Source organism: Frankia sp. CpI1-P, from assembly GCF_001421075.1.
Taxonomy (GTDB): domain Bacteria; phylum Actinomycetota; class Actinomycetes; order Frankiales; family Frankiaceae; genus Frankia; species Frankia torreyi.
In genome coordinates this window covers 124,089-145,080 of sequence record NZ_LJJX01000005.1, presented here as the reverse complement: position 1 = coordinate 145,080, position 20,992 = coordinate 124,089, and the positions used below count along the sequence as shown (strand labels likewise).

The window sequence follows — 20,992 nt, the reverse complement described above, 5'->3', positions numbered from 1 at the left end:
GGCGGTTCGGAGTGTGAGCGCGAAACCGGCGACGATGGGGNAGTTTCTCGCCTCCGGACGTCCCTCGTTCTCGTTCGAGTTCTTCCCGCCCCGGACGCCCGAGGGCGAGCGTCACCTGTGGACCGCTCTGCGCCGGATCGAGGCGCTGCGCCCCTCCTTCGTGTCGGTGACCTACGGCGCCGGCGGCTCGACCCGTGAGGGCACGATCCGGGTGACCGAGCGGATCGCCACCGACACCACCCTCACGCCGATCGCCCACCTCACCGCGGTCAACCACTCCGTCGCCGAGCTGCGTCAGGTGATCGGCAACTATGCGGGCGCGGGCGTGCGCAACGTGATCGCGCTGCGCGGCGACCCGCCCGGCGACCCGCAGGGCACCTGGACGGCCCACCCGCAGGGCCTGGAGCACGCCGACGAGCTCGTGCGGCTGGTGAAGTCGGTGGGGGACTTCTGCGTCGGGGTGGCGGCCTTCCCGGACAAGCACCCCCGCTCGCCCGACTTCGACACCGACGCCCGGTACCTGGTGGGCAAGTTCGACGCCGGGGCCGACTACGCCATCACCCAGTTCTTCTTCGGTGCCGACGACTACTTCCGGCTGGTCGAGCGGGTCCGCGCGCTGGGCTGCGACAAGCCGATCATTCCCGGGATCATGCCGGTGACGAACGTGGCCCAGATAGTCCGGATGGCGCAGTTGTCCGGCGCCGCCTTCCCGCCCGTGCTGGCCGCCCGACTGCAGGCCGTCGCGGACGACCCGGCGGCGGTGCGGGCGGTCGGCCTCGAGGTGGCGACGGAGCTGTCCCGCCGCCTGCTCGACGGCGGGGCGCCCGGCCTGCACTTCATCACCCTCAACCGGTCCAGCGTCACGCGGGAGATCTTCGAGGCGGTCCGGTAGGCGGGCGCCGCATCCCCGCCGGTGCCGCCCGGCGGCCGGGCCGCGCCTACTCGATGTCGTCGTAGGCGTCGAACACGCACAGCAGCCATTCGTCGCGGAAGGTCTGCTCGCGCACCAGCGCGAACCCGGCCTGGTTGGCGGTGTCGATCACCGCCGCCACGAGGCCGAGGTCGAGGGTGTTGAAGACCGGAGTGATCCGCACCGCGAGGATCACCTGATGGCGGTGGGGGGCGAAGACCACCCGCGGGTCGAGGTCGTCGAGGCTCTCCACCACGCCGCTTACCTGCTCGGTCACGTCACTCCCGCCTGGCGGGGCCGGCCTGGCCTCGTCCGTCCGCTCCCACCGGCCGACGTGGCCGTGGCCCGCGGTGGCAGTCCACGCGACTCTACGTCCCGGGCATGATGATGTCCCGGGCACGGTGGATGTCCCGGGCACGATGGATGGTGTGCGCACCCCGGTACCCGACCGCGACACCTATCTCGCGCGCTGGTCGGCCCTGCACGGCGGCTACGACCCGCTGGGCGGGCTGTGGCTGGTGCGTGCCTGGCTGACGTTGGTCCACCGGGCCGCGAGCCCGCTGGCCGCCCGCCGGGTGCCGCCGTCGGCGGTGACCGCGGCGGGGGTGGCGGTCACGGTGCTCGCGCTGCCGGCCGCCGCTGCCGGGGGCCGCTGGCCGTTGCTGGCGGTGGTGGTGATGCTGCTCGGAGGCGTGGCCGACAGCCTCGATGGAGCCGTGGCCGTGCTGACCGATCGGGCGAGTGCCTGGGGCTACGTGCTGGACTCGGTCGCCGACCGCTGCGGCGACGCGCTGTACCTGGTCGCTCTGTGGTACGTCGGGGCGCCGGGCGGTCTGCTCGTCGCCGCCGGGTGCGCACTGGGGCTGCTGGAGTACACCCGGGCGCGAGCCGGCAACGCCGGCTTCGGAGAGATCGGCGTCGTGACGGTCGGCGAGCGGCCGACGCGGCTCATCATCGCCGCGTTCGGACTGGCGGGGGCCGGCATCATCCCTGACCTGGCCCGTTTCGCCGGGACGGTGGCGGCGGGCGCGACGTTCGCGGTGTGCGTGGTCGGCCTCGGCCAGCTCCTGGTGACGTTGCGTGCCGCACTGCTGGGCGCGCCCCCACCCCGTGACTAGCCGGGTGATTCCGCGTCGCTCATTGACTTCAGGTAGTCGTCGGCTAACCCAGGTGCGGTCCCGACTCTGACAATCATGGTGATCCCTAAGGAACTGGGCCTCGCGTGCGGGCGGCTCCTCGGCCCGTACCGATCCCCGTCCATTTCTTCTTGCCCGAGCGGCGCCTGAGTCCGCGGTCGCGTGGGCGCAGACCGTATGCGGGAGATCTGTTCAGTGTGCGGACGGTTTTGACTGTCGTCCGACCGGCGGGGCTCGGAAGATCTGGGCGGTCGCGGTTGACCGTGGGTTGCTCCTTCGTCCCTTCCGGTGGTGGTCGCCGTCCCGCCTGCGGCCGAACAGGGCCGGACCGCTGCAGGCGGACGCGCGAGAAACCGGCAAGATGATCCGCATTCGCGGATTCTTCTTGGTTTTCTGCCCAGATCTGCGGATTCATCGCTACGATCTGGCCATCCACACAGTCGCCGATCGGCCGCGGGCCGCGGCCGCGTGACCGGCGGACTCCGTAGCCACGAAAGATTCGGGGAAATGGTGTCGTACCTCGCCCGCAGAATGTCCCGTCCGCGTGTCGTCGCGATCGTTCTGGCCCTGGCCGCGATCCTCGTCGTCAGCCTGCTGCCGACCTGGCGGGCCGAGGCTGCCACCCCGGCTGCCACCCCGGCTGCCACCCCGGCTGCGGCGCCGGCCAAGGCGATCCCGCATCCCGTTCCCACTCTGCCGCCGGGTCAGGTGCTGTTCCTCGGTCGGATCGCGCACCCGCAACTGCTGACCGTCGCCGACCTCGCCGCGAAGTACCCGCAGCACACCCAGACGGTGACCTTCCAGAGCNGGGCGGGCCCGCAGACCCACACCTACACCGGCCCCCTGCTCTACGACGTCCTGCAGGCGGCGAAGCCGGCGTTCCGCAGCGACGTGAAGAACGACGCGCTGCGCTACGCCGCGGTCGTCCACGCCAGCGACGGCTACGAGTCGGTCGTCTCGTGGGGCGAGATCGACCCCGGCTTCGCCGGCACCGAGGCGCTGCTCGCCGTCACCCAGGACGGCGTGTCGCTGGCGAAGGAGGGACCCCGGCTGACCGCTCCCGGCGACACCAAGGGCGGCCGGTACGTCTCCGGCGTCACTTCGGTGACGCTGGTCCGCGCCGGGTTGTAGGCCGCGGGCGCCGGGTGAGTCGGGGCGGTCAGGCCGGCCCGACGAGCCCGGCGACGATGCCGGCGGACAGTACGACCAGCGGCAGGCCGCCGCCCGGGTGGGTGGACCCGCCGACGAGGAACAGCCCCGGCACCCGGGCGGCGTTCGGCGGCCGCAGGAACGCCGCCCGGGCTCCGTTCGACGACCCGCCGTAGATCGACCCCCCCACCGAGCTGGTGCGCCGCTCCAGGTCCGCCGGGGTGATCGTCTCGTACCACCGCAGTCGGGACCGCACGTCGAACCCGCGGGCGGCGAGAATGTCCAGGATGTGCCGGGCATACCCGTCCGCCAGGCCGGGCTTGTCCCAGTCCAGCCCGCGTGCGCCGGGCCGCCCCGCCGCCGGGGCGTGTGCTGCGGCGTGCGGCGCGGCGTTGACGAGGACGAACCATGCCTCGCCGCCCGGCGGCGCGCAGGCCGGGTCCGCCGGGGCGGCGATGTAGACCGCCGGGTCGTCGGCAAGGCGCCCGCCGAACACCGCGTCGAACTCGCCGTCGTAGTCCGCCGGGAAGGTGACCGTGTGGTGGCCCAGCCCCGGCGTGCCGCCGGACAGGGCCAGCAGCAGCACGAACCCGGACATCGACGGGGTGGCCCGCCGGACGTGGCGCCGCCCGGTCCGGTCGTCCACCAGCCGGCCGTCCACCGGCAGGCCGTGCGCCTGCCGGCCGTAGAGCGATGCCGCGTCGACGTTCGCGACGACGACGTCGGCGGGCAGCAGGAGGCCGTCGGCGAGTCGCACCCCGTCGACCCGGCCACCGGGCGTGCGGGTCACTTTCAGCACCCGGGTGTCGACCAGGATCCGGGCCCCGCGGTCCTCGGCGCGCCGCGCGATCGCCTCGCCGAGCCGGCGCAGCCCGCCCGGCACGTACCAGCCGCCGAAGCGGCGTTCGGCGTGCACCACCGACACCAGGGCGGCCGGGGCGCGCCGGGGATCGGAGCCGGAGTAGGTCGCGTAGCGGTCCAGCACCATCCGCAGGCGCGGGTCGCGCAGGTAGCTGCGGCCCAGGCCGCGCAGGCTGCGGCCGGGGGCGACCGCCGCGACGTCTCCGGGTGAGGCCCAGGCCAGCCGGGCGAGCCCGGCGGCGCGCACCGGGCTGGACAGGAACGGCTCCTCGGCGGCGTCGAAGATCCGCGCGGCCCGGTCGGCCAGGTGCCGCCAGTCACCGCCGGCGCCGCCGCCGAGGCGTTCGTCGAGCTCGGCGGCGAAGGCGTCGTCGTCCGCGTGCGCGGCCAGCGTCGTGCCGTCGGCGAACCGGTAGGAGGCGATCGGGTCGAGGCGGCGAAGGTCCAGCTCGGCGCGCAACGGCCCGCCGGTCGCGGCGAACAGATCCTCGAACACGGCGGGCATGGTCAGCAGGGACGGCCCGGTGTCGAAGCCGTAGCCGTCCCGCTCGTACCAGCCGAGCTTCCCGCCGATCCGCGACGACTGCTCGCAGACGGTGACATCATGCCCCGCGGCGGCCAGGCGGGCCGCGGCGGCGAGCCCGCCCACCCCGGCGCCGATCACTACCACCCGGGCCACGGCGTCGACTCTACGAGCCGGCCCGCGGGCCGCGCCGCCGCGGGGGTGCCGTGACCGGTCGGCCCTTCCAGGCCGCGGTGCCACGCCGCCGCCGCCACCACGACAGCGCCGTCAGGTATCCCAGCAGGCCGACCGAGACCGGATGGGCGGCGGCGTCCGGCCAGCTCCGCCCCCCGGTGCGCCGGGCGGCGACCACCCGGCCGGCGACCCCGGCGAGGTAGCCGGCCAGTCCGGCGCGGGAGCCGCGCGCCGCCGCGGCGGCAGGCAGGACGAACAGCCACCACAGCAGGCCGACCTGCGCGGCGCTGGCCGCCGGGCTGCCGCCGGCGGCGGCCAACGACTTGGCGTAGCCGTCGCGCAGCTCGGCCCAGCCGACATACATCCGGTTGGTCGCCAGGGAGGTGCCGTCGACGATCACCCCGCGCCCCCCGAAGCGCTTCACGGCCCGCAGCAGGGCGATGTCCTCGAGGATCTGGTCGCGGACCCCGGCGTGCCCCCCGGCCCGGCGGTACGCCGCCGCGTCCACGCACAGGAACTGGCCGCCGGCCGCGGCCAGCGACGGCCGCGGGGACCGCTCGGCCGCGCGCAGCGGCAGCAGGGCCAGCCATGACCAGGTCAGCAGCGGCTGGACGAGCCGCTCCGCCGGGCTCGCCGCGACCTGGCGCGGATACGGCGAGACCAGGTCCAGCCCGCTGTCGCGCAGCAGCGCAACGGCCCGGGCCAGCCCGTCGGCGGCGATGATCACGTCGGCGTCGACGAAGACCAGCACGGTGCCGGTCGCGGCGGCCGCGGCCCCGGCGCAGGCGTACGGCTTGCCCAGCCAGCCGGGCGGTGGGCCGGCGCCGCGCAGCGGGACGATCCGCCCGTCGCGCCGCGCCCAGCCGGCCAGGATCCGCCCGGTGGCGTCGGTGGAGGCGTCGTCGTAGACGACGATCTCCAGCTCGGGCACGTCCCGCGCGGCCAGCAGGGCCGCCAGACAGCCGTCCAGGCGGGCGGCCTCGTCTCGGACCGGCAGGATCACGGACACCCGCTCCGGCACCGGCCGGGCCGGCGGCGCCACACGCAGCAGCCGGGCGTTCACCGCCGCGTGCGCCGCGATACCCATGGACGCCAACGCCGCCGTCCGCACCACTCCGGCTCGCACCGCCGCTCCGGCTCGCACCGCCGTCACCGCCACCCCCACCGCCCGGGATCGTCCGCTCTGCGGTCGGCGCGCCAGGGCCGCAGCGCCACGGCCAGCACCGCTCCCATCGCGACCCCGCCGGTGACCGCGACGCCGGGCTCACCGAAGAAGACGAGGTTCGCCAGCACCGACGACAGGTAGGTCCAGGCCAGCAGGGCCAGCGGGATGCGCTCGTCGCGGTGGGCACGGCGCGTCGGGTCGGGCAGCGCGAGCAGGGTCGCGGTCATGATGGTGCCGACCAGCAGCCAGCCGAGGAAGTTCGTCAGCGGGATCCCGTTGAGCGCCGGACCGCCGCCGAGCCAGTGCCAGTGCCCGGCGGTGACCATCTGAGGGTCGAGGAACAGATCCCAGGTGGCCAGCACCAGGCCGCCGAGCACGGCGGCGCGGACCGGGGCGCGCCGGTGCCGCCGTACCAGGACGTAGGTGGGATAGGCCATCATCGCCCAGGCCAGCGGCACCACGACGGCGACGCCGCACAGGCGGGGGCCGAGCGAGCCGGCATAGTCATAGCGGCCGAACGGGACGCCGGTGTGAACCCCGACCGTCTCCACGGCGAGCCCCCCACCGACGGTCACGGCGAGGAAGCCGGCGGTCCAGAGCGGACCGCGGGTGGCCAGGGCGTGCGCCGTCGACGCGGCAAAGAAGAGCAGGACCGTCGCGACGGCCAGCGCGCTGCGCCCGGCACCGCCGACGAGCGGGTAGGGGATCTGCACCGCCACCGTGGCCAGCGCGGGAATCCATCCCCAGACCGGTGCCCGGTGCCCGGGCGGTTTGCCGGGGATGCTCCGGCGTACGGGCCGGGCCGACCCGAGCGCCGTGGACGCCGGGCCGCGGAGGGTCACCGCACGGGTTCCGGCTGGTCGGCGTCGCCGGCGAGCTCGCCGGCGGGGCTGGCGGCCGACGGACCCCGCAGCTCCTTGCCGAGCACCGCGTAGGGGGNGAGCGTCCCGGGGAACTGGAAGTCCGACAGCAGCGGGACGAATCCCTCGCTGGCATACAACCGGCGTGCCCGGCTGCCGGCGGGTTCAAGCGCGGACAGCGCCGCGGTCCGCTGCGGGACGTCCCGCAGCAGCTCCCGCAGCAACTGACGGCCGATCGTGCGGCCCTGGTAGGAGGGCAGCACGTGCAGCTCGACGATCTCGAGGCAGTCGTCGAGCCAGTGCGCCGCCGTGGCTGCCGAGGCCGCCGCAAGCGCGTCCACGACGACGTCGTGCCACCACTGGCCGGGCTGGCCGGGCAGCGCGTAGGTGATGCCGACGAGGGTGTCGTCGGGGGTGACGGCGGCGACGGCGAGCAGGTCACGGCGGTCGAAGTGGCGACGCGCGTGCAGGGCCCGGTCCCGGGCGGCCCGGACGGGGTCGGCCTCGTGGTGATCGAGGAACGCGGCCTTGTAGACGGCGATCACATCGTCGAGCCGGGCCCGCATGCGGCTGGGCGGCCAGCGGACCACGCTCACGTCCCCGTCCCCGTCGGTCACCGGCGTCGCCTCCTGTCCGTCCCTCGGCGCGTCGACCTGGTCCCGCGAACGGGTCTGGCGAGCCAGGAGGTCGGGGCACACCAACACGTTGCTCGACGATAACGCGCCAGTTGCGGGGCGCGCCGGGCGACGGGAGTGCCTGCCACGTAACGTCATTACTCTGATGCGCAGAGCATTTTTTCCGGGATGTGTGGGAGGCCGATCCGGTCGGCCGCCATCGCGAGGCCCGCGCAGCGGGGAGCGTCGTCGAGCAGGTCCGCGACCAGGAGGGCGACGGCCGGCGCCTGCACCGCGCCGCCCGCGTTCGTCCCCGCGGCCACCAGGACCCGGCCGGCGTGGCCCGGTAGTGCGGTGACGAGGGGGAGTCCGTCGGGGGTGGTCGGACGTTCGCATACGCGCACGTCGCGCACGTCAGGGCTGCCGTCGGCCCGCTGCAGCGCCGGAAACAGGCCGGCGATGGCCCGTTCGGCGACGTCCCGCAGCCCCGCGATCCCCGCCGCCGCGGACTGGCGCTCGGCCAGGCCCAGGTAGCCGAAGCCGCCACTGACGTGGATGAACGTGCCGTCGGGGGACAGGGAGACGTTGATCACGCCGAGGGGATCGCCGGCGTGGATCTTCGCTGGGCGGCGCAGCCCGGGGTTCGGCAGGGTCAGCGACAGGCCGAGCAGATGCGCCACCGCGCCGGCCCCGGGCCAGGCGGCGCCGAGCAGCCGGTCCAGGTCACGGCCCCCGGTGGTGATCACGACGTGATCCGCCGGCAGCACCGAGCCGTCGTCGAGACGCAGCCGCACCGCCGGTTCTGGTTGCCCCGCCGGTTCCGGCCGCCCGGCCGGGCCGCTCCCGGCCCAGGCGGCGCTGTTCGTGCCGGGGCCGCGGCCGGGGTCGAGCCCGCGCACCCGGACGCCGGCGCGCACCTCGACGCCGAGGTCGGTGAGCCGGCTGGCCAGCGCCGTCGCCAGATCGTGGATGTTGACGGCGTAGCCGTCCACCTCGACCGCGCCCGCGATCTCCCGCACGCCGCTTGGCAGCGGCACCGAGGTGCCCAGGCCCGGCCAGTCCCGGGCCAGCGCCTCACCGGGCAGGCGGACGGCGCCGGTGTCGGCCGCGCGCTGAAGCCGTTCGCCCGCGGCGAGGTCGGCGGCACCGAGGTAGATCCGGGCCAGCCGGGCGTCCCGGCGCAGGCCGGCCAGCCAGCCCGCGCCGTCGACGGCGAACAGGCGCTCCCAGCCGCGCAGCCCCAGCCGGTTGAGAGCGATCACCAGCTCCTGGGTCGTCGCGTGCAGGCCCGGCCGGTCGGTGCCCCGGTCGAGCGCCTCTGACCAGGCGAGCTCGGCCGCGCTCAGGGAGGCGGGGTCGCGCAGCCGCCAGCCGCCGTCCGCCGGGCCGCGCTCGAGGATGCCGGCCCGGCCCGCGTCCGTCGGGGGCAGGGTCTCGGTCGCCGACAGGTGCCGCGCGTTGGCCCCCCCGAACGTCGTGCCCTGCCGGTCCGGATCCGCGCGATCCGCCGGCGCAGCATCGAGCACCCGGATCCGGCGATACCCCCGCAGCCGCAGCAACAGCGCGACGGTGAGTCCGACGATCCCGCCGCCGACGACCACCACGCCGTGGCCGTCCGCGGCGGGATCGTCAGGTGCCGGGTCCTCGTCGACTCGGCGGTCGGTGCCCCGGCCCGCGCCGGGATGATCGAGTTGTGGTCCGAGCAGGTCGGCGCCGGTCAGCTCGTCCAGGTCCGCCCGGCCGACCACGGCGAGCATGGCCTGATCCAGGTCGTCGTCGCAGGCGTCGGAGCGCATCGCCGCGGAGCACAGGGTGAACCCGGGGCGCAGGGCGCCGCCGTCACCGTCGATCCGCGCGGCCAGCAGCTCCCGCACCGGGGCGAGCAGCCGGGGGGCGTTGTCCAGGACGACCGTGAGATCACGCCGGTCGTAGGCGTCGAGCAGGGCGCGCTGGGCGAACACCTCGGGCTCGCTGACCGAGATGATCCGTTCGCCCGTGAACGCCTTGAGTTCCCGCTCGTCGATCATGCCGACGGTCGCCCACGGCCCGGCGTGGACGAGCGGCGCGGCGACGGCGACCACGTCGGCGGCCTCGAGGAGCTCCTCCACGGTGCGGGCGATCCGCACCCGGTCGGCGGGCAGCCGGTGGTGGCGCGCCCAGGCGCCTACCGACGCGGGATCGGCGACGAGGGAGGGGGAGTGCACGACCAGGCGCCAGCCCCGCGCCGCGCCGTCCCGGGCCACCCGTCCGTTGATGTTGCCGGCGCCGAGCAGCCCGAGGATGCCCGGCCGCCGTGACTCCTGCGCTCGGGCGAGGGGCTGCGCTCGGGCAGGGGGCTGCTCTCGGGCGGAGGGTTGCTCCCGAGCGGAGGGTTGCTCCCGAGCGAGCGACGCCGCCCCGCCGCCGGCGGGGTCGAACAGCCGGTCGACCATGAACCGGGCGACGTGGCGGGCGTTGACCTCCGGGGTGTTGCGCACCTCGATCCGTAGCCGGGCGGCAGCGGCGGTGTCGACGGCGGCCAGCGAGGTGCCGCGGCGGACGAGCAGGAGCTCGCGGTCGGCGTCGGACCGCGCTGAGCCCACGGGGACCGGACCGCCCGCGGGGACCGGACCGCCCGCGGGGACCGGACCGCCCGCGCGGACCGCTGCGGCCCATCGTCGCAGGGTGGTGGCGTCGACCGCGTTCGCGCCGACGACCAGCGTGTGCGGGCGCAGCTCGACCAGCGCGTCGGCGAGTTCGGCCGGGCGGGCGGCCAGCTCCGGGCGCAGGACCGCGCTGCCGGCCCGAGTGACCAGGTCCGCCACGCGGGCGCCCACCGCCGTGGCGATCAGTATCCGGCGGTGGGGGGTGGACCTGCGCACAACCGGGGGGTGCGGTCCTGGACCGCGGGGTGTCGCTTCGGAGGGTGCCTGGCCTGCGGACACCTGGGCACGTGCCTGGTCACGGGGCATCGGCATGCGGTTCGCTTCATCCGGTTCGTCGGGCTGCCTCATCCGGTTCGCCGCCGGACCTCCCCACCGTGGCGGACGTCCGTCAACGGGTTGTCAAACCGCCGAATCCGTTGCCGGCCCGGGGCGCCAGGCCGGCACGGGACCTTCAACGAGTCGTCAACGTCGGGGGGCCTGCCAACGTCGGATCGGGGAGCAGGGCCAGCAGCGGATCGCGTCCGCCGAGCGTGCCGCGGGAGCCGAGCACCGCGAACCGCGCGAACAGCTCCTCGCTGTACCAGCCGACCTCGGGGGTGCGGCGGACGACCTCGCTGTGCGCCGGCCGGCCGTAGGCGAACCGGCGCAGCGACGCCGCGTCCTGCCAGAGGCTGAACGTCCCCTTCAGCCCGATCGGTGCCTCGCCGATCCCGGCCGCGAACAGCAGCCCCTCGGCCTGAGCGAGGTCCGCGACCACCGGTGGGACCGCCCGGCGGAAGGTGAGCGTGTGCCGGGGGGCGACCCGGGCCCGGGTGATCACCGCCACCTTCGTGCCCGTGGCGGTGGCGGTCGGCGCGGCCGTGGCCGTGGGGTCGCCGAACGGCTCCTGCCGCGACCACCGCCCGCGCGAGGACAGCGGGTGCAGGTCGATGCGCCACCGTTCCTCGGCCAGCACCGACCAGGCCCGCACCTGTGCGGACCGCTCGAACGACCGCGCCGCCGACGGCGTCTCCCAGACGGCGACCATCGCCCACTGGCAGGGGTCGGCGCCACGCAGGCCGAGGCTGCTCGCCGAGCCGGTGCCGAGCAGCTTGACGAACGTCAGCCCGGGGACGTGCCGCAGCGCGGAGCGGTCGGCGGCGACCCGGGCCAGGGCGTGGCCTATCCGGCGGCGGGGGACCCGCCAGAAGTCGACGGTCACCAGCAGGGCGGCAGGGTTGGCCGGGTTCATCGGGACCGCAGTTCTCATCGCGTTCAACTCCGCACCGAGGACAGTCGCAGCAGGCCGTCGCGCGCGGCCCCGTACTTCTGCGTGAAGGCCGTCGCCACAACTCCGGCGCCGACGTCGTCGCGCAGCGGAACCACCCGGCCGCGGCCGATGCCGGACAGCGCGTGCCGGCCGTTGCCCGCCACCGCCGCGACCAGGCCGTCCGGGCCGCTGCGGCGCAGCAGGGCGGCCAGCTCCGGGGAGGCGATGTACACCGCCCCGTCGAGCCGGACGAACTCGGCGCGCACGTCGACCGGGTCGGCGTCCGACCGGAGGACCTGCAACGGCACGCGCAGGTAGTCGTCCAGGGCGGCGCTGCCCGCCGGGCTCCACAGCCGTTCGAAGTGCTGCTCGACGAACTGGACGAGGGTCGAGGAGATCGTCGCCTCGTGCTGGGTCGCGGCGGCCGAGGAGTAGCCGACGGGGAAGCTCGACACGAGCGCGCCGGAGTCCCAGCGGTGGTAGGTCGTCAGCGGCTGCTCTGCGTAGAGCCGCACGGCGAGGCGGGGACGCAGGACCGGGGTGAGCCGTTCCCGCAGCCCGTCCAGGACCAGCAGGTTCGCCCGGATCTCGGCGGGTACGTCGATGCGGTGCGACAGGTCGGCCGTCCGCGCCGCCGCGGCCGGCGAGTCCGGGTCGAGCAGCAGGATCTGGACGATCGCCCCGGCGTCGATCGCCGCCAGCACCGCGTCGGTGAAGGCGTCCCGGTGCGGCGCGGCGACCAGGTCCGTCCACGTGTTCAGTAACCGCACGCTGCGCCGCGAGGCGGCGACCCGGGCGATGAAGTAGGCCGGTTCGAAGGCGCCGAGCAGCCGGCCGCCGGTGAACTGGGTCGGCTCGGTGGTCACCGGTGCGGTCAGCCGATCCTCGGCGGCGGCCAGCTCCGGGGAGCCCTGCTGGCGTAGCAGCGTGATGCCCTGCTGNCAGGAACGCCGGGCCGCGGGATGGTCGTCGAGCTGAGCGAGGATGTCACCGCGGCGGACCAGCACGCGCGGCTCCCACAGCGGATCGGGCAGCTCGGCCAGCAGCGGCAGGCTCTCGTTGTAGGCCGCCAGCGCCTGTTCGGGGCGCTCCCGGTAGCGGTAGAGATCGCCCAGCCGCCGCTGGGCCTGCGCCTCCAGCGGCAGGTTGGCGAGCTCCCGGGCGATCGACAGGCTCATCGTCAGGCAGGTGATGCCGTCGGCGAGTTCCCTGCGGTCGCCGTGGGTCATGGCGAGGGCGACCAGCGTCTCCGCCTCGAGGCGGCGGGCCCCGGTCCGCCGCATCGTCCCCAGGCAGGTCTCGAAGTGGGCCAGTGCCGCGGCGAACTCGCCGCGGCCGCGGCAGGCGTCGGCGAGCCCGCGCACGGCCCGCGCCTCGCCCAGCTCCGCACCGAAGCCGGCGAAGATCTCCCGAGCCCGGGCGAAACGTTCCGTGGCCAGCGCCAGGCGCTCGAGCGCACCCTGGGTGACCGCCACCGCGGGCTCGCCGTCGGGGTCGGCTCCGGCGGCGTCCAACCGCCAGAACGCCTCCTCGAACGTCAGGACGATCTCCCGCTCCCCGAGGCTGGTGAGCAGCTCGGCCTCGGCGAGGCGGTGCCCCGTGCGGCGGGCGGCGGCCAGGCCCAGGACATGGGTGCGCGCCCAGTCGCTCCAGTGCGCAGCGAACGCGTAGAACTCCGCCGCCTCGACGGCGAGCAGCCAGGTCGGCTGGTCGAGCCCGGCCGCCTGCGCCTGCTCGACCAGGGCCAGCAGGTTCGAGCGTTCCCCGCCGAACCAGACCAGCGGCTGGCGGACGACCTCGGCGAGGTCCGCGCGGGCGAACCGGGCGGCGGCCTGCGCGGCGAAGCCGGCGTCCGGCCCGTCGGCGGACAGGGTCCGGACGCGCCCGGGGCTGAAGGTGTCGACCGCCTCACGCAGCATCACCTGATAGGCGTACAACAGTCGGCTCAGCGCCGCTCGGTGTTCACCGGACAACATCGGCGGATCATCGGGTTTCGCAGCGTCGAGGGCGCCGTGCCCGTCGCCGCCGCCGGCGGCGGCGCCACCTTCGGGCGCGGCCGCCGGGGACCGCGCGTCGTGGCCGTCCCCCGCCCGCTCCCCGTCCGCGGACCCCGGGTGGGCGCTCGGCGCCGTCGACGCGGGCTGGCCGATCGCCGTCCCGACGCCGGTCTCCCGCTCCCGGGCGAACACCCGCAGCAGGTCGTGGAACCGGTAGCGCTCCGTGCCGGTCGCGTCGACGCCGCGCCGCTCCAGCAGTTGCGCGTCGGCGAGGCGGTCGACGACGTCCTCGGCCTCGTCCAGATCGACGTCGAGCACGGCCGCCGCGGCCCACGGCGCGAAGTCGTTGACCGCGGGCAGCGACAGCAGCCGGAAGGCACGCTGCTCGTCGGCCGGCCGACCTTCGTAGCTCAGCGAGAAGCTGGCCCGGATCTCCAGGTCGCCGACCTCCAGCCAGGACAACCGGTCCCGCTCGTTGGCGAGCCGNCCGGCCAGGCGCGCCAGCCGCCAGTGCGGGTGCGCGGCCAGCTTGCGCCCGGCGATCTGGATCGCCAGCGGCAGGTACCCGCACAGGCCGACGATGTCGCGCGCCGCCTCGGGCTCGGCCTCGATCCGCGCCGCCCCGACCACCTTGGCCAGCAGCTCCACCGCGTCGCTGGGGATGAGGACGTCGACCATCCAGTACGGCACGGTGAGCCCGTGCAGCCGCGACCGGCTGGTGATGAGCACGGCGCAGCCCGGGCTCGTCGGCATCAGCGGACGTAGCTGTGCCTCACCCGCCGCGTTGTCCAGGATGATCAGCACCTTGCGGGTGGCGAGCAGCTCCCGGTACATCTCCGCCAGGTCGTCCGGGTCGGTGGGGACCGCGGCCCGGCTGACCCCGAGCGCCTGGACGAACCGGGCGAGCACCCGCGTCGNCTCCAGCGGCTCGCTGGTGCCGCGCAGGTCCACGTACAGCGCGTCGGTGAACCCGGCGCGGATGCGGTGCGCGATGTGCACGGCCAGTGCCGTCTTGCCGGCGCCCGCCTTGCCGGCGAAGGCCGCAGTGACGGTGCCCCGGGCCAGGGCCACCTGATCGGTGAGCACGGCGTGCGCCCGGGCCTGGATGGTGTCCCGCCCGGTGTACTCCGGAGTGTCCGGCGGGAGCTGGTGGCCGCCGGAGCCGGTGGGCGCGACCTGGGCGGGGCGACCCAGCGAGCGCGGCGGCGCCCAGGCGAGATCCGGCGCCCCGCGCAGCACGTCCTCCTGNAGCCGGCGCAGCATCGGGGAGTCCAGCCCGAGCTCGTGCAGGGCCTCCAGACCGTCCCGGCAGGCTCGGGCGGCGTCCTCGGTCCGGCCGTCCCGGTAGAAGGCGACGACCAGCTCCCGGCGCAGGCCGTCGTCGTGCGGATGGCGGGCGACCAGCATCCGCAGGTCGCCGATGACCTCTCGGTGCCGGCCCAGGGACAGGTCGGCGGCGATCCGCGTCTTGGCCACGTCGAGCTGGAGCTCGGTGAGCGCCTCCGCGTAGCCGTGCGCGAACGGATGGTCCGCGACGTCGACCAGCGGCGGCCCCCGCCACAGCGACTGGGCCTCCTGCAGCGGGGCGATCGCGCTCACCGGGTCGCCGTCGTCCACCGCTCGCCGGCCCTGCGCCAGCAGCCGCCGCGCCCGCTCGACGTCGATCTGCTCCGCCCGCACGTCGAGCAGGTAGCCCGCGCCCTTGCGCGGCAGCATCCGCGGCGGCTTGTCGTCCCCCATCACCCGCCGCAGCTCGCTGATGTGGGTGCGCAGCGTGCGCAGCGCCCCCTCCGGCGGCGAGTCGCCCCAGATCACCTCCATCAGCCGGGGGATCGGCACGGCCTTGCCGGCCTCGAGCAGCAGGACGGTCATCAGGACCTTGCGCTGGGCGCCGCCCAGCGAGACGGGTGTCCCGGCCGCGGTGACCTCCAGCGGACCCAGGATGGCGAACTGCAGGCTGTCGCGGTCGGGCATCAGGTCCTCTCGTCATGGCCCCGGGGTGATGTCTGTTTATCGCAGCGTGCGCCCGAGGGGGAGCCGGCGGCAACCATCGGACCCCCGCGGGCGCTGTCGGTTCCGCGTCAGGACCGCACCCGCGGTGATCCCGGCGCGGCNCACGGGATCTGTCAACGACCGCTCAACGTCTGCGGTGACCGTGCGTGCACCTCTCATTGACACCGCAGGTGTGCACTCCGGATCGACGAGAACCGAGGATGACGGACCGTCGGCAGTCGGCCGACGGTAGGAGGTGTCGGGATCATGGCGATCGCGGTGACGAGGATCCTGTCGCGACGGCCCGGGGCGCCGGGGCGGGCGCCGTCCCCGGCGGCGGCGTCGGGGACGCGGGCCGAGGCGGTCGCGGGACGGTCGGGACGGCCGGGACAGCCCGTGACCTGCACGCGGCCGTTGCCGGAGGTCGGCGCCGGGGCGGAGGCCCTTCCCCGGCGCGCCGGCGGTCTGCCGCACGAGGTGGTCTTCCAGGTCACCGCGGCGAGCCGGTGCAGCGCGGTCCGGCAGGTGTGGGTCGAGACCGACGAGCAGGCGGTGCTCGCCGACTGGGCGTCGCGGGGGCGGGTCGAGCTGATGGCCGCCCGGCGCCCGTTCGTCCTGGAGCTGGATCTCGACGGCCAGGGCGTGCGGCTCGTCGAGCCGATGGGGCGGGTGCCGGTCGCGTCCTTCGCGGCCGACCGGGCGGGCGGCCGGGTGCGCCTGGCGGACGGCTGCGTGCTGCGGTGGCTCACGCCGACCCGCGGCGCGTTCGCCAGCGGCCTGGTGGGGCACCGCGAGGTCAACATCATCCGGTTCGCGCTGGACGGGACGGCGCTCGTCGTGGCCCACCCCGACCTGCTCGCCCCGGAGGTCACCCGGGTGGTCCGGGCGTCGGACGCGGGTCCGGGGGATACCCATCGGGGGGATGTCCCGGACCCGCGCCTGGGCTGGGTGCCCGACGTGGTGGCGCTGCTCGTGCTGGCCTGGTTCCTGCGGCTGCTCGAGACCAGCACCGTCGTGCCGGCTCGCTCGCGTGTTCGAGAGCTGGGTGTTTGACGGGCCGGCCGGCGGGGGGCTACCTTCCAGGTATTCGAACCTGTGTTCGACACCGGGAGGGTGTCATGGCCGTCGTGAGTCGACCTGTCAGCGGCGCGGGCCCCGCGGGCGGAGCCGTCGGGGTGGAGGGTGCGTCCGCCGGGCACGGAGCATCCAGCAGCCCACCCGGACGGGCCCTCCTGCCCGCGGCGGGGCTGCCCCACCGCTCCCGGGACGAGCTGCTCGCCGCCGCCCGGCGCGGTCTCGGAGAAGCGGAGTACGCCCCCCGGGCCGGGGAGCGGTATGCCCTGGCCCATCTCGCCGCCCTGCGGGCCGCCGCCGCCGTGCTGGCGGACCGGGCGCGGCCCCGGCCGGGCCGGCGGGGCCGGCCGGTCAGCGCCTGGTGCCTGCTCGTGCGGGTGGCCCCCGAGCTCGTCGACTGGGCGGACTTCTTCGCGGCGGGCGCCGGTCGGCGGGCGGCCGCCGAGGCCGGCCTGAACGTGGTGGGGCGGCGGGAGGCCGACGATCTGATCCGTCAGGTCGACCAGTTCATCGGCGTCGTCGAGGGTGCGCTGGGGCTGCCGTCCCAGCCGGTGCTCGCCGGCACCGGTCCCGCCGATGTCGTGGCAGTCGCGGCCGTCCCGCCGCGGCGGGGTTAGCCGGCCGTGGCCGGCCCGGCGGGAGGCAGCCGGGGACGGGATGCCCCGGCCTCGACGGTCCCCTACGCCGAGCTGCACTGTCATTCCGCGTTCAGCTTTCTCGACGGCGCGAGCCAGCCGGAGGACCTCGTGGAGGAGGCGGTGCGGCTGGGGCTGTCGGCGCTCGCGTTCACCGACCACGACGGGCTCTACGGCGTCGTCCGCTTCGCGGAGGCGGCCCGGGAGGTGGGACTGCGGACCGTGTTCGGAGCGGAGATCTCGCTCGGGGCGCGGGCGCCCCGCGCGGGGGAGACCGATCCCGGCGGCGACCATCTGCTCGTTCTCGCCCGCGATCCGGAGGGCTACCGGCGGCTGGCCCGGCTGCTGTCCGATGCCCACCTGGCCAGCGGGGAGAAGGGCCGGCTGGTGGCCGAGCCCGAGGCCTGCGCCCGGGCGGCCGGCGGGCACTGGCAGGTGCTCACCGGATGCCGCAAGGGCACGGTTCCCCGGGCCCTGGCCCGCTCCGGTCCCGCCGACGCCGGGGCCGCCCTCGCGGAGCTGGCGGAGCTGTTCGGCCGGGGGAACGTGGCGGTGGAGCTCGCCGATCATGCCCATCCGCTGGACTCGGCCCGCAACGATGCTCTGGCCGAGCTGGCCCGCGCCGCGCGGCTGCCCCTGGTGGCGACCGGCAACGTCCACTACGCTGCGCCCGGCGCGGCCCGGTTGGCGGCGGCGATGGCCGCTTCCCCGGCTACCAGGGGCGGCAAGAGGGCTTCCGCCTTCAGGCGGAAGATGAATCGCCGTGAATTCGGGTAGAATGAGCCATGGCCCGACTTGTTCATGTCGCCCGCTTATACCCGGAGGTGGGTCAGGTGGGGAAGCTGGACGGGCAGGGTCATGCGGCGCGGGGGCTGTGGAATCTGTTACATGAATGGCACATTATGTGTCGGGAGCATCGCCGTTCGGCGTTGCCGTTGGCTGCGGTCGACCGGCAGATGCGGGAAGCGCGGAAGAGCCCGCCGGAGGGGTTCGAGTGGCTTTCGCTTCTGCCCGCGCAGGCGTGTCAGCAGGTGTTGAAGCAGTATCAGGCTGCGTGGAAGCGTTGCTATGCGGGGTTGGCTCGTCCGCCGCGTTTCAGGTTTCGGCGTCGTGCCCGCCTGGCGGTGGATGTGCCGCAGGCGAGTGGGCTGCAGGTGATCCGACGCAGTCGCCGGTGGGGTGTGTTGTCTGTTCCCGGGGTTGGTCGGGTGCGGTTTCGGTGGACGCGGCCGCTTCCCGGGGTGTCTCGTGGGGTGCCGGGCCGGTTGACGGGTGCCCGGCTGGTCCGCGAGGTGAACGGCTGGCATGTGGTGTTCCGGATCGAAACCCCTGATGTGCGGCCGGAGCCGCATGGCGGCCCGGTGGTCGGGGTGGACCGGGGGGTGACGCGGACCCTGGCCCTGTCGGATGGGTCGTTTCGGGATCTGCCGGTGCTGCTGTCCGTGGGTGAGGCGGGCCGTCTGCTTCGCCTGGAGCGGAAAGCAGCCCGGCAGCGCCGGGCCCGGGCTCGTGGCGCGGCGACGTCGAACCGGCTGACCAGGACGTACGACCAGATCGCCAGGGTGCGCGCGAGAACCAAACGCCGCCGCGACGACTGGGCACACAAGGTGACAACCGGGATCAGTCGGGAGTTCGGGCTGGTCGTGATCGAGGATCTACGGGTCGGGAACATGACCCGCTCGNCCCGGGGCGCCGTCGAGAACCCCGGGCGGCAGGTGCGGCAGAAAGCCGGGCTGAACCGGTCGGTTCTGAACGCCGCATGGGGACGCATCGGCGCGCATCTCGCCTATAAGACGGCCTGGGAGGGTGGGGTGCTGGTGAAGGTACCGGCGCCGTACACGTCGCAGCGCTGCCACGTCTGCGGGGTCGTCGACCGGGCGTCCCGCCCCGACCAGGCAACATTCCTGTGCACGTCGTGTGGCTGGTCGGGGAACGCGGATATCAATGCAAGTCTGAACATCAGGGCGGCTGGACTGTCGTCCATGGACGTGGAGATCTCCGGGTTGCCGGGGACGGTGAAGCGTCAACCATCCGGGGAGGCGGCATGACCGCCACCGGGAATCCCCNTCGTTCACGAGGGGGAGGAAGTCAATCGCCGCAGAGCCTGGTCGCCGGCGCCCGCCGCCACGGCGTCGAGGTGCTGCGGCCGGACGTCAACGCCTCCGCGGTCGGGGCCAGCCTGGTCGGCGCGCAACCGCGGGTCCGACTCGGCCTGTCCGGGGTCCGGCGGGTGGGGGAGAGCCTGGCCCGCCGCATCGTCGAGACGCGGGCGGCGGGCGGCCCTTACGCCGACATGGCCGATCTCGAGGAGTCCGTGGCCGACCTCTGGGCGACGGGGATCACGACCGAGGGCTACCCCACCCGGTTCCTCCGGGAGCGGCTCGCCGCCCGGGGGGTGACGGCGGCATCGGGTCTGCGCGACGCCGAGGCGGGCCGGCGGGTCCTGGTCGCCGGGATCGTCACCCATCGTCAACGGCCTGCGACGGCAGGCGGCACGACCTTCGTCAACCTGGAGGACGAGACGGGCCTGGTGAACGTGATCTGCTCGCCCGGCGTCTGGACGCGTCATCGGGTGGTGGCCCGCACGGCGGTGGCCCTCGTCGTCCACGGTCGCCTCGAACGGGCCGAAGGGGTGACCAACGTGATCGCCGAGCGGATGTGGCCGCTGCCGGTCGCCGTCGCCTCCCGCTCTCGGGACTTCCGATGATCCGCCGGCCCGCTGTTGCGCGCAGCGTAGCCGTCGTTCACTATCGGTTATCTCTTGGGGTGCTGCGCGTGACGAAGCAGGTGATCATCGATGGCTCTCACCGGTTCCGGGCTCCGGCACCACGGCGCGCACCGGGGGGCGCGCCGGGTCGTGCCGTCCGCCGTGGCCCGCCGCAACGCCTGGGTGCTACGGATCCTGGGACTGTCGGTCGGCGGGCTCGCGGTCGGCGTCGCCATCGGCCTCGTCGTGGGCCGCTGACCCGCCCGCGCCCGACCGGGGCAACCAGGGCGGGCGGCCGGGAGGAGGAGGCGATGTCGATGGTCGACCATGTCACCGGCGGCGATCTGCGGCAGGCCGCGATCTGGCACGGTCTGTGGGCCGTCCTGCCCCGCCCGGCCCCCCTGGCCCCGGTCGACCAGGCAACGGCGGCTGGGACGGGGGCCGGGACGGGGGCACCGGGTGAGCCGATGGTGGGGGCGCGCCGGCCGCTCGTCGTCGACGCCGGCGGCGGCAGCGGCGGTTTCGCCGTGCCGATCGCGGCCGCCGGCTATCCGGTCGTCGTGGTGGACCCCTCGCCCGACGCGCTGGCCGCCCTGCGCCGGCGCGTCGCCGAGCAGGGGCTCGGCGGGCGGGTCACCTCGATCCAGGGAGACCTGCGTGACCTGACCGGCATCGTCGGCGCCGGGCAGGCCGACCTGCTGCTGTGCCATTCGGTGCTGGAGATCGTGGACGACCCGCAGAGCGCACTCGCGCAGGCGCTGGGGGTGCTGCGGCCGGGTGGTGCGCTCAGCGTCGTCGTGGCCGGTCTCGCCGCCGCGGTCCTCGCCCGTGCGCTGGCCGGGCAGTTCGAAGCGGCCCTCGCGGCACTCGTCGAGGACATGCCCCCCGCGCACCGGCCGTCCGGGGCTGATCACAGCTCGTCGGCGGCCAGGGAGCCGGCGGTTGGTCGGGTGCCTCGGCGGTTCACCACCGCGGAGGCCGTCGCGCTGGTCCAGGCCGCGGGGGCGGAGGTGCTCGACGTCCACGGGGTGCGGATCTTCGCGGATCTGGTGCCGGGGGAGCGCCTGCCCGACGCCCTGGCGACGCGGCGGCTGCTGCGTCTGGAGCTTGCGGCCGCCGGGCGCGAGCCGTTCCGGGCGTTGGCGGCGCAGCTCCACGTCCTTGCCCGCAGCCCGGGCGGCACGGGTCCCCATGCGCGCTGAGAGCACGATCCTGCACGTCGACATGGACGCCTTCTTCGCCTCGGTGGAGCTGCGCCGCCGGCCCGAGCTCCGTGGCCGGCCCCTGATCGTGGCGGGGGG

General features: G+C 75.0%; 18 protein-coding genes and 4 pseudogenes. 11 read left to right on the top strand and 11 right to left on the bottom strand.

Annotated elements, in window-relative coordinates; all coding sequences use genetic code 11:
- Positions 1 to 41: 41 nt before the first annotated feature.
- A partial coding sequence (gene metF / locus FF86_RS05285; protein ID WP_242418217.1) for a methylenetetrahydrofolate reductase [NAD(P)H] occupies positions 42 to 892 on the top strand: 851 nt, incomplete at its 5' end.
- A 46-nt stretch (positions 893 to 938) separates the two neighbouring features.
- Here the strand turns inward: metF and FF86_RS05280 are convergent.
- Positions 939 to 1,187 carry a hypothetical protein gene (locus FF86_RS05280; protein ID WP_055406563.1) on the bottom strand — a complete coding sequence of 83 codons (249 nt, stop codon included), beginning with the start codon at positions 1,185 to 1,187 and terminating at the stop codon, positions 939 to 941.
- Positions 1,188 to 1,329: 142 nt separating this feature from the next.
- Here FF86_RS05280 and FF86_RS05275 point away from each other — a divergent pair, with 142 nt between their 5' ends.
- Positions 1,330 to 2,028: a CDP-alcohol phosphatidyltransferase family protein gene (locus FF86_RS05275; protein WP_044883584.1), complete on the top strand. Its 699-nt coding sequence runs from the start codon at positions 1,330 to 1,332 to the stop codon at positions 2,026 to 2,028.
- A gap of 1,177 nt (positions 2,029 to 3,205) precedes the next feature.
- Here FF86_RS05275 and FF86_RS05265 read toward each other — a convergent pair.
- From FF86_RS05265 to FF86_RS40830, 10 genes and pseudogenes are all read right to left on the bottom strand, one after another.
- Positions 3,206 to 4,735 (bottom strand): NAD(P)/FAD-dependent oxidoreductase, encoded by a 1,530-nt coding sequence (locus tag FF86_RS05265; protein ID WP_044883676.1) that lies wholly within the window; start codon positions 4,733 to 4,735, stop codon positions 3,206 to 3,208.
- 10 nt (positions 4,736 to 4,745) lie between these two features.
- The gene (locus FF86_RS05260) at positions 4,746 to 5,840 is read right to left on the bottom strand and encodes a glycosyltransferase family 2 protein (RefSeq protein WP_044883677.1); all 1,095 of its coding nucleotides are present in this window, start codon (positions 5,838 to 5,840) and stop codon (positions 4,746 to 4,748) included.
- Positions 5,841 to 5,902: 62 nt separating this feature from the next.
- Positions 5,903 to 6,760, bottom strand: coding sequence for a bisanhydrobacterioruberin hydratase CruF (cruF, locus tag FF86_RS05255; protein WP_242418215.1), 858 nt, complete (start codon positions 6,758 to 6,760; stop codon positions 5,903 to 5,905).
- Between the two features lie 98 nt (positions 6,761 to 6,858).
- The coding region (locus tag FF86_RS05250) for a GNAT family N-acetyltransferase (RefSeq protein WP_242418242.1) at positions 6,859 to 7,344 on the bottom strand (486 nt) is incomplete at its 3' end.
- A gap of 206 nt (positions 7,345 to 7,550) precedes the next feature.
- Complete coding sequence (locus tag FF86_RS05245) at positions 7,551 to 10,196, bottom strand: FAD-binding oxidoreductase (RefSeq protein ID WP_242418214.1); 2,646 nt, start codon at positions 10,194 to 10,196, stop codon at positions 7,551 to 7,553.
- Between the two features lie 292 nt (positions 10,197 to 10,488).
- Positions 10,489 to 11,286 (bottom strand): spheroidene monooxygenase, encoded by a 798-nt coding sequence (locus FF86_RS05240; RefSeq protein ID WP_082121658.1) that lies wholly within the window; start codon positions 11,284 to 11,286, stop codon positions 10,489 to 10,491.
- Positions 11,287 to 12,228: 942 nt separating this feature from the next.
- The coding region (locus tag FF86_RS40845) for a tetratricopeptide repeat protein (RefSeq protein WP_242418241.1) at positions 12,229 to 12,515 on the bottom strand (287 nt) is incomplete at its 3' end.
- A 1,255-nt stretch (positions 12,516 to 13,770) separates the two neighbouring features.
- Positions 13,771 to 14,200: pseudogene (locus FF86_RS40840) on the bottom strand (NB-ARC domain-containing protein); the annotation flags it as partial.
- 1 nt (position 14,201) lies between these two features.
- The coding region (locus tag FF86_RS65290) for a hypothetical protein (protein WP_242418240.1) at positions 14,202 to 14,282 on the bottom strand (81 nt) is incomplete at its 3' end.
- 250 nt (positions 14,283 to 14,532) lie between these two features.
- On the bottom strand, positions 14,533 to 15,155 hold a 623-nt coding region (locus tag FF86_RS40830), incomplete at its 3' end, for an AfsR/SARP family transcriptional regulator (RefSeq protein ID WP_242418239.1).
- Positions 15,156 to 15,542: 387 nt separating this feature from the next.
- Between FF86_RS40830 and FF86_RS05230 the strand changes: the two genes are divergently transcribed.
- The 9 genes and pseudogenes from FF86_RS05230 to FF86_RS40820 all read left to right on the top strand — a co-directional run.
- A complete protein-coding gene (locus tag FF86_RS05230; protein ID WP_044883588.1) occupies positions 15,543 to 16,328 on the top strand; it encodes a hypothetical protein in 786 nt (261 codons plus the stop codon).
- Between the two features lie 65 nt (positions 16,329 to 16,393).
- Positions 16,394 to 16,966 (top strand): SAV_6107 family HEPN domain-containing protein, encoded by a 573-nt coding sequence (locus tag FF86_RS05225; protein ID WP_173667240.1) that lies wholly within the window; start codon positions 16,394 to 16,396, stop codon positions 16,964 to 16,966.
- Positions 16,967 to 16,981: 15 nt separating this feature from the next.
- A pseudogene (locus FF86_RS40825) lies at positions 16,982 to 17,689 on the top strand (PHP domain-containing protein); the annotation flags it as partial.
- A gap of 80 nt (positions 17,690 to 17,769) precedes the next feature.
- Positions 17,770 to 18,666: pseudogene (locus FF86_RS65285) on the top strand (RNA-guided endonuclease InsQ/TnpB family protein); the annotation flags it as partial.
- A 1-nt stretch (position 18,667) separates the two neighbouring features.
- A partial coding sequence (locus FF86_RS65280) for a zinc ribbon domain-containing protein (protein ID WP_396229777.1) occupies positions 18,668 to 19,032 on the top strand: 365 nt, incomplete at its 5' end.
- Positions 19,033 to 19,121: 89 nt separating this feature from the next.
- Positions 19,122 to 19,691: an OB-fold nucleic acid binding domain-containing protein gene (locus FF86_RS05210; protein ID WP_044883592.1), complete on the top strand. Its 570-nt coding sequence runs from the start codon at positions 19,122 to 19,124 to the stop codon at positions 19,689 to 19,691.
- A 90-nt stretch (positions 19,692 to 19,781) separates the two neighbouring features.
- Positions 19,782 to 19,949: a hypothetical protein gene (locus tag FF86_RS34130; RefSeq protein WP_157866929.1), complete on the top strand. Its 168-nt coding sequence runs from the start codon at positions 19,782 to 19,784 to the stop codon at positions 19,947 to 19,949.
- Positions 19,950 to 20,002: 53 nt separating this feature from the next.
- Complete coding sequence (locus FF86_RS05205) at positions 20,003 to 20,893, top strand: methyltransferase domain-containing protein (protein ID WP_236705562.1); 891 nt, start codon at positions 20,003 to 20,005, stop codon at positions 20,891 to 20,893.
- Positions 20,883 to 20,992: pseudogene (locus FF86_RS40820) on the top strand (hypothetical protein); the annotation flags it as partial. The gene FF86_RS05205 and the pseudogene FF86_RS40820, both read left to right, overlap by 11 nt.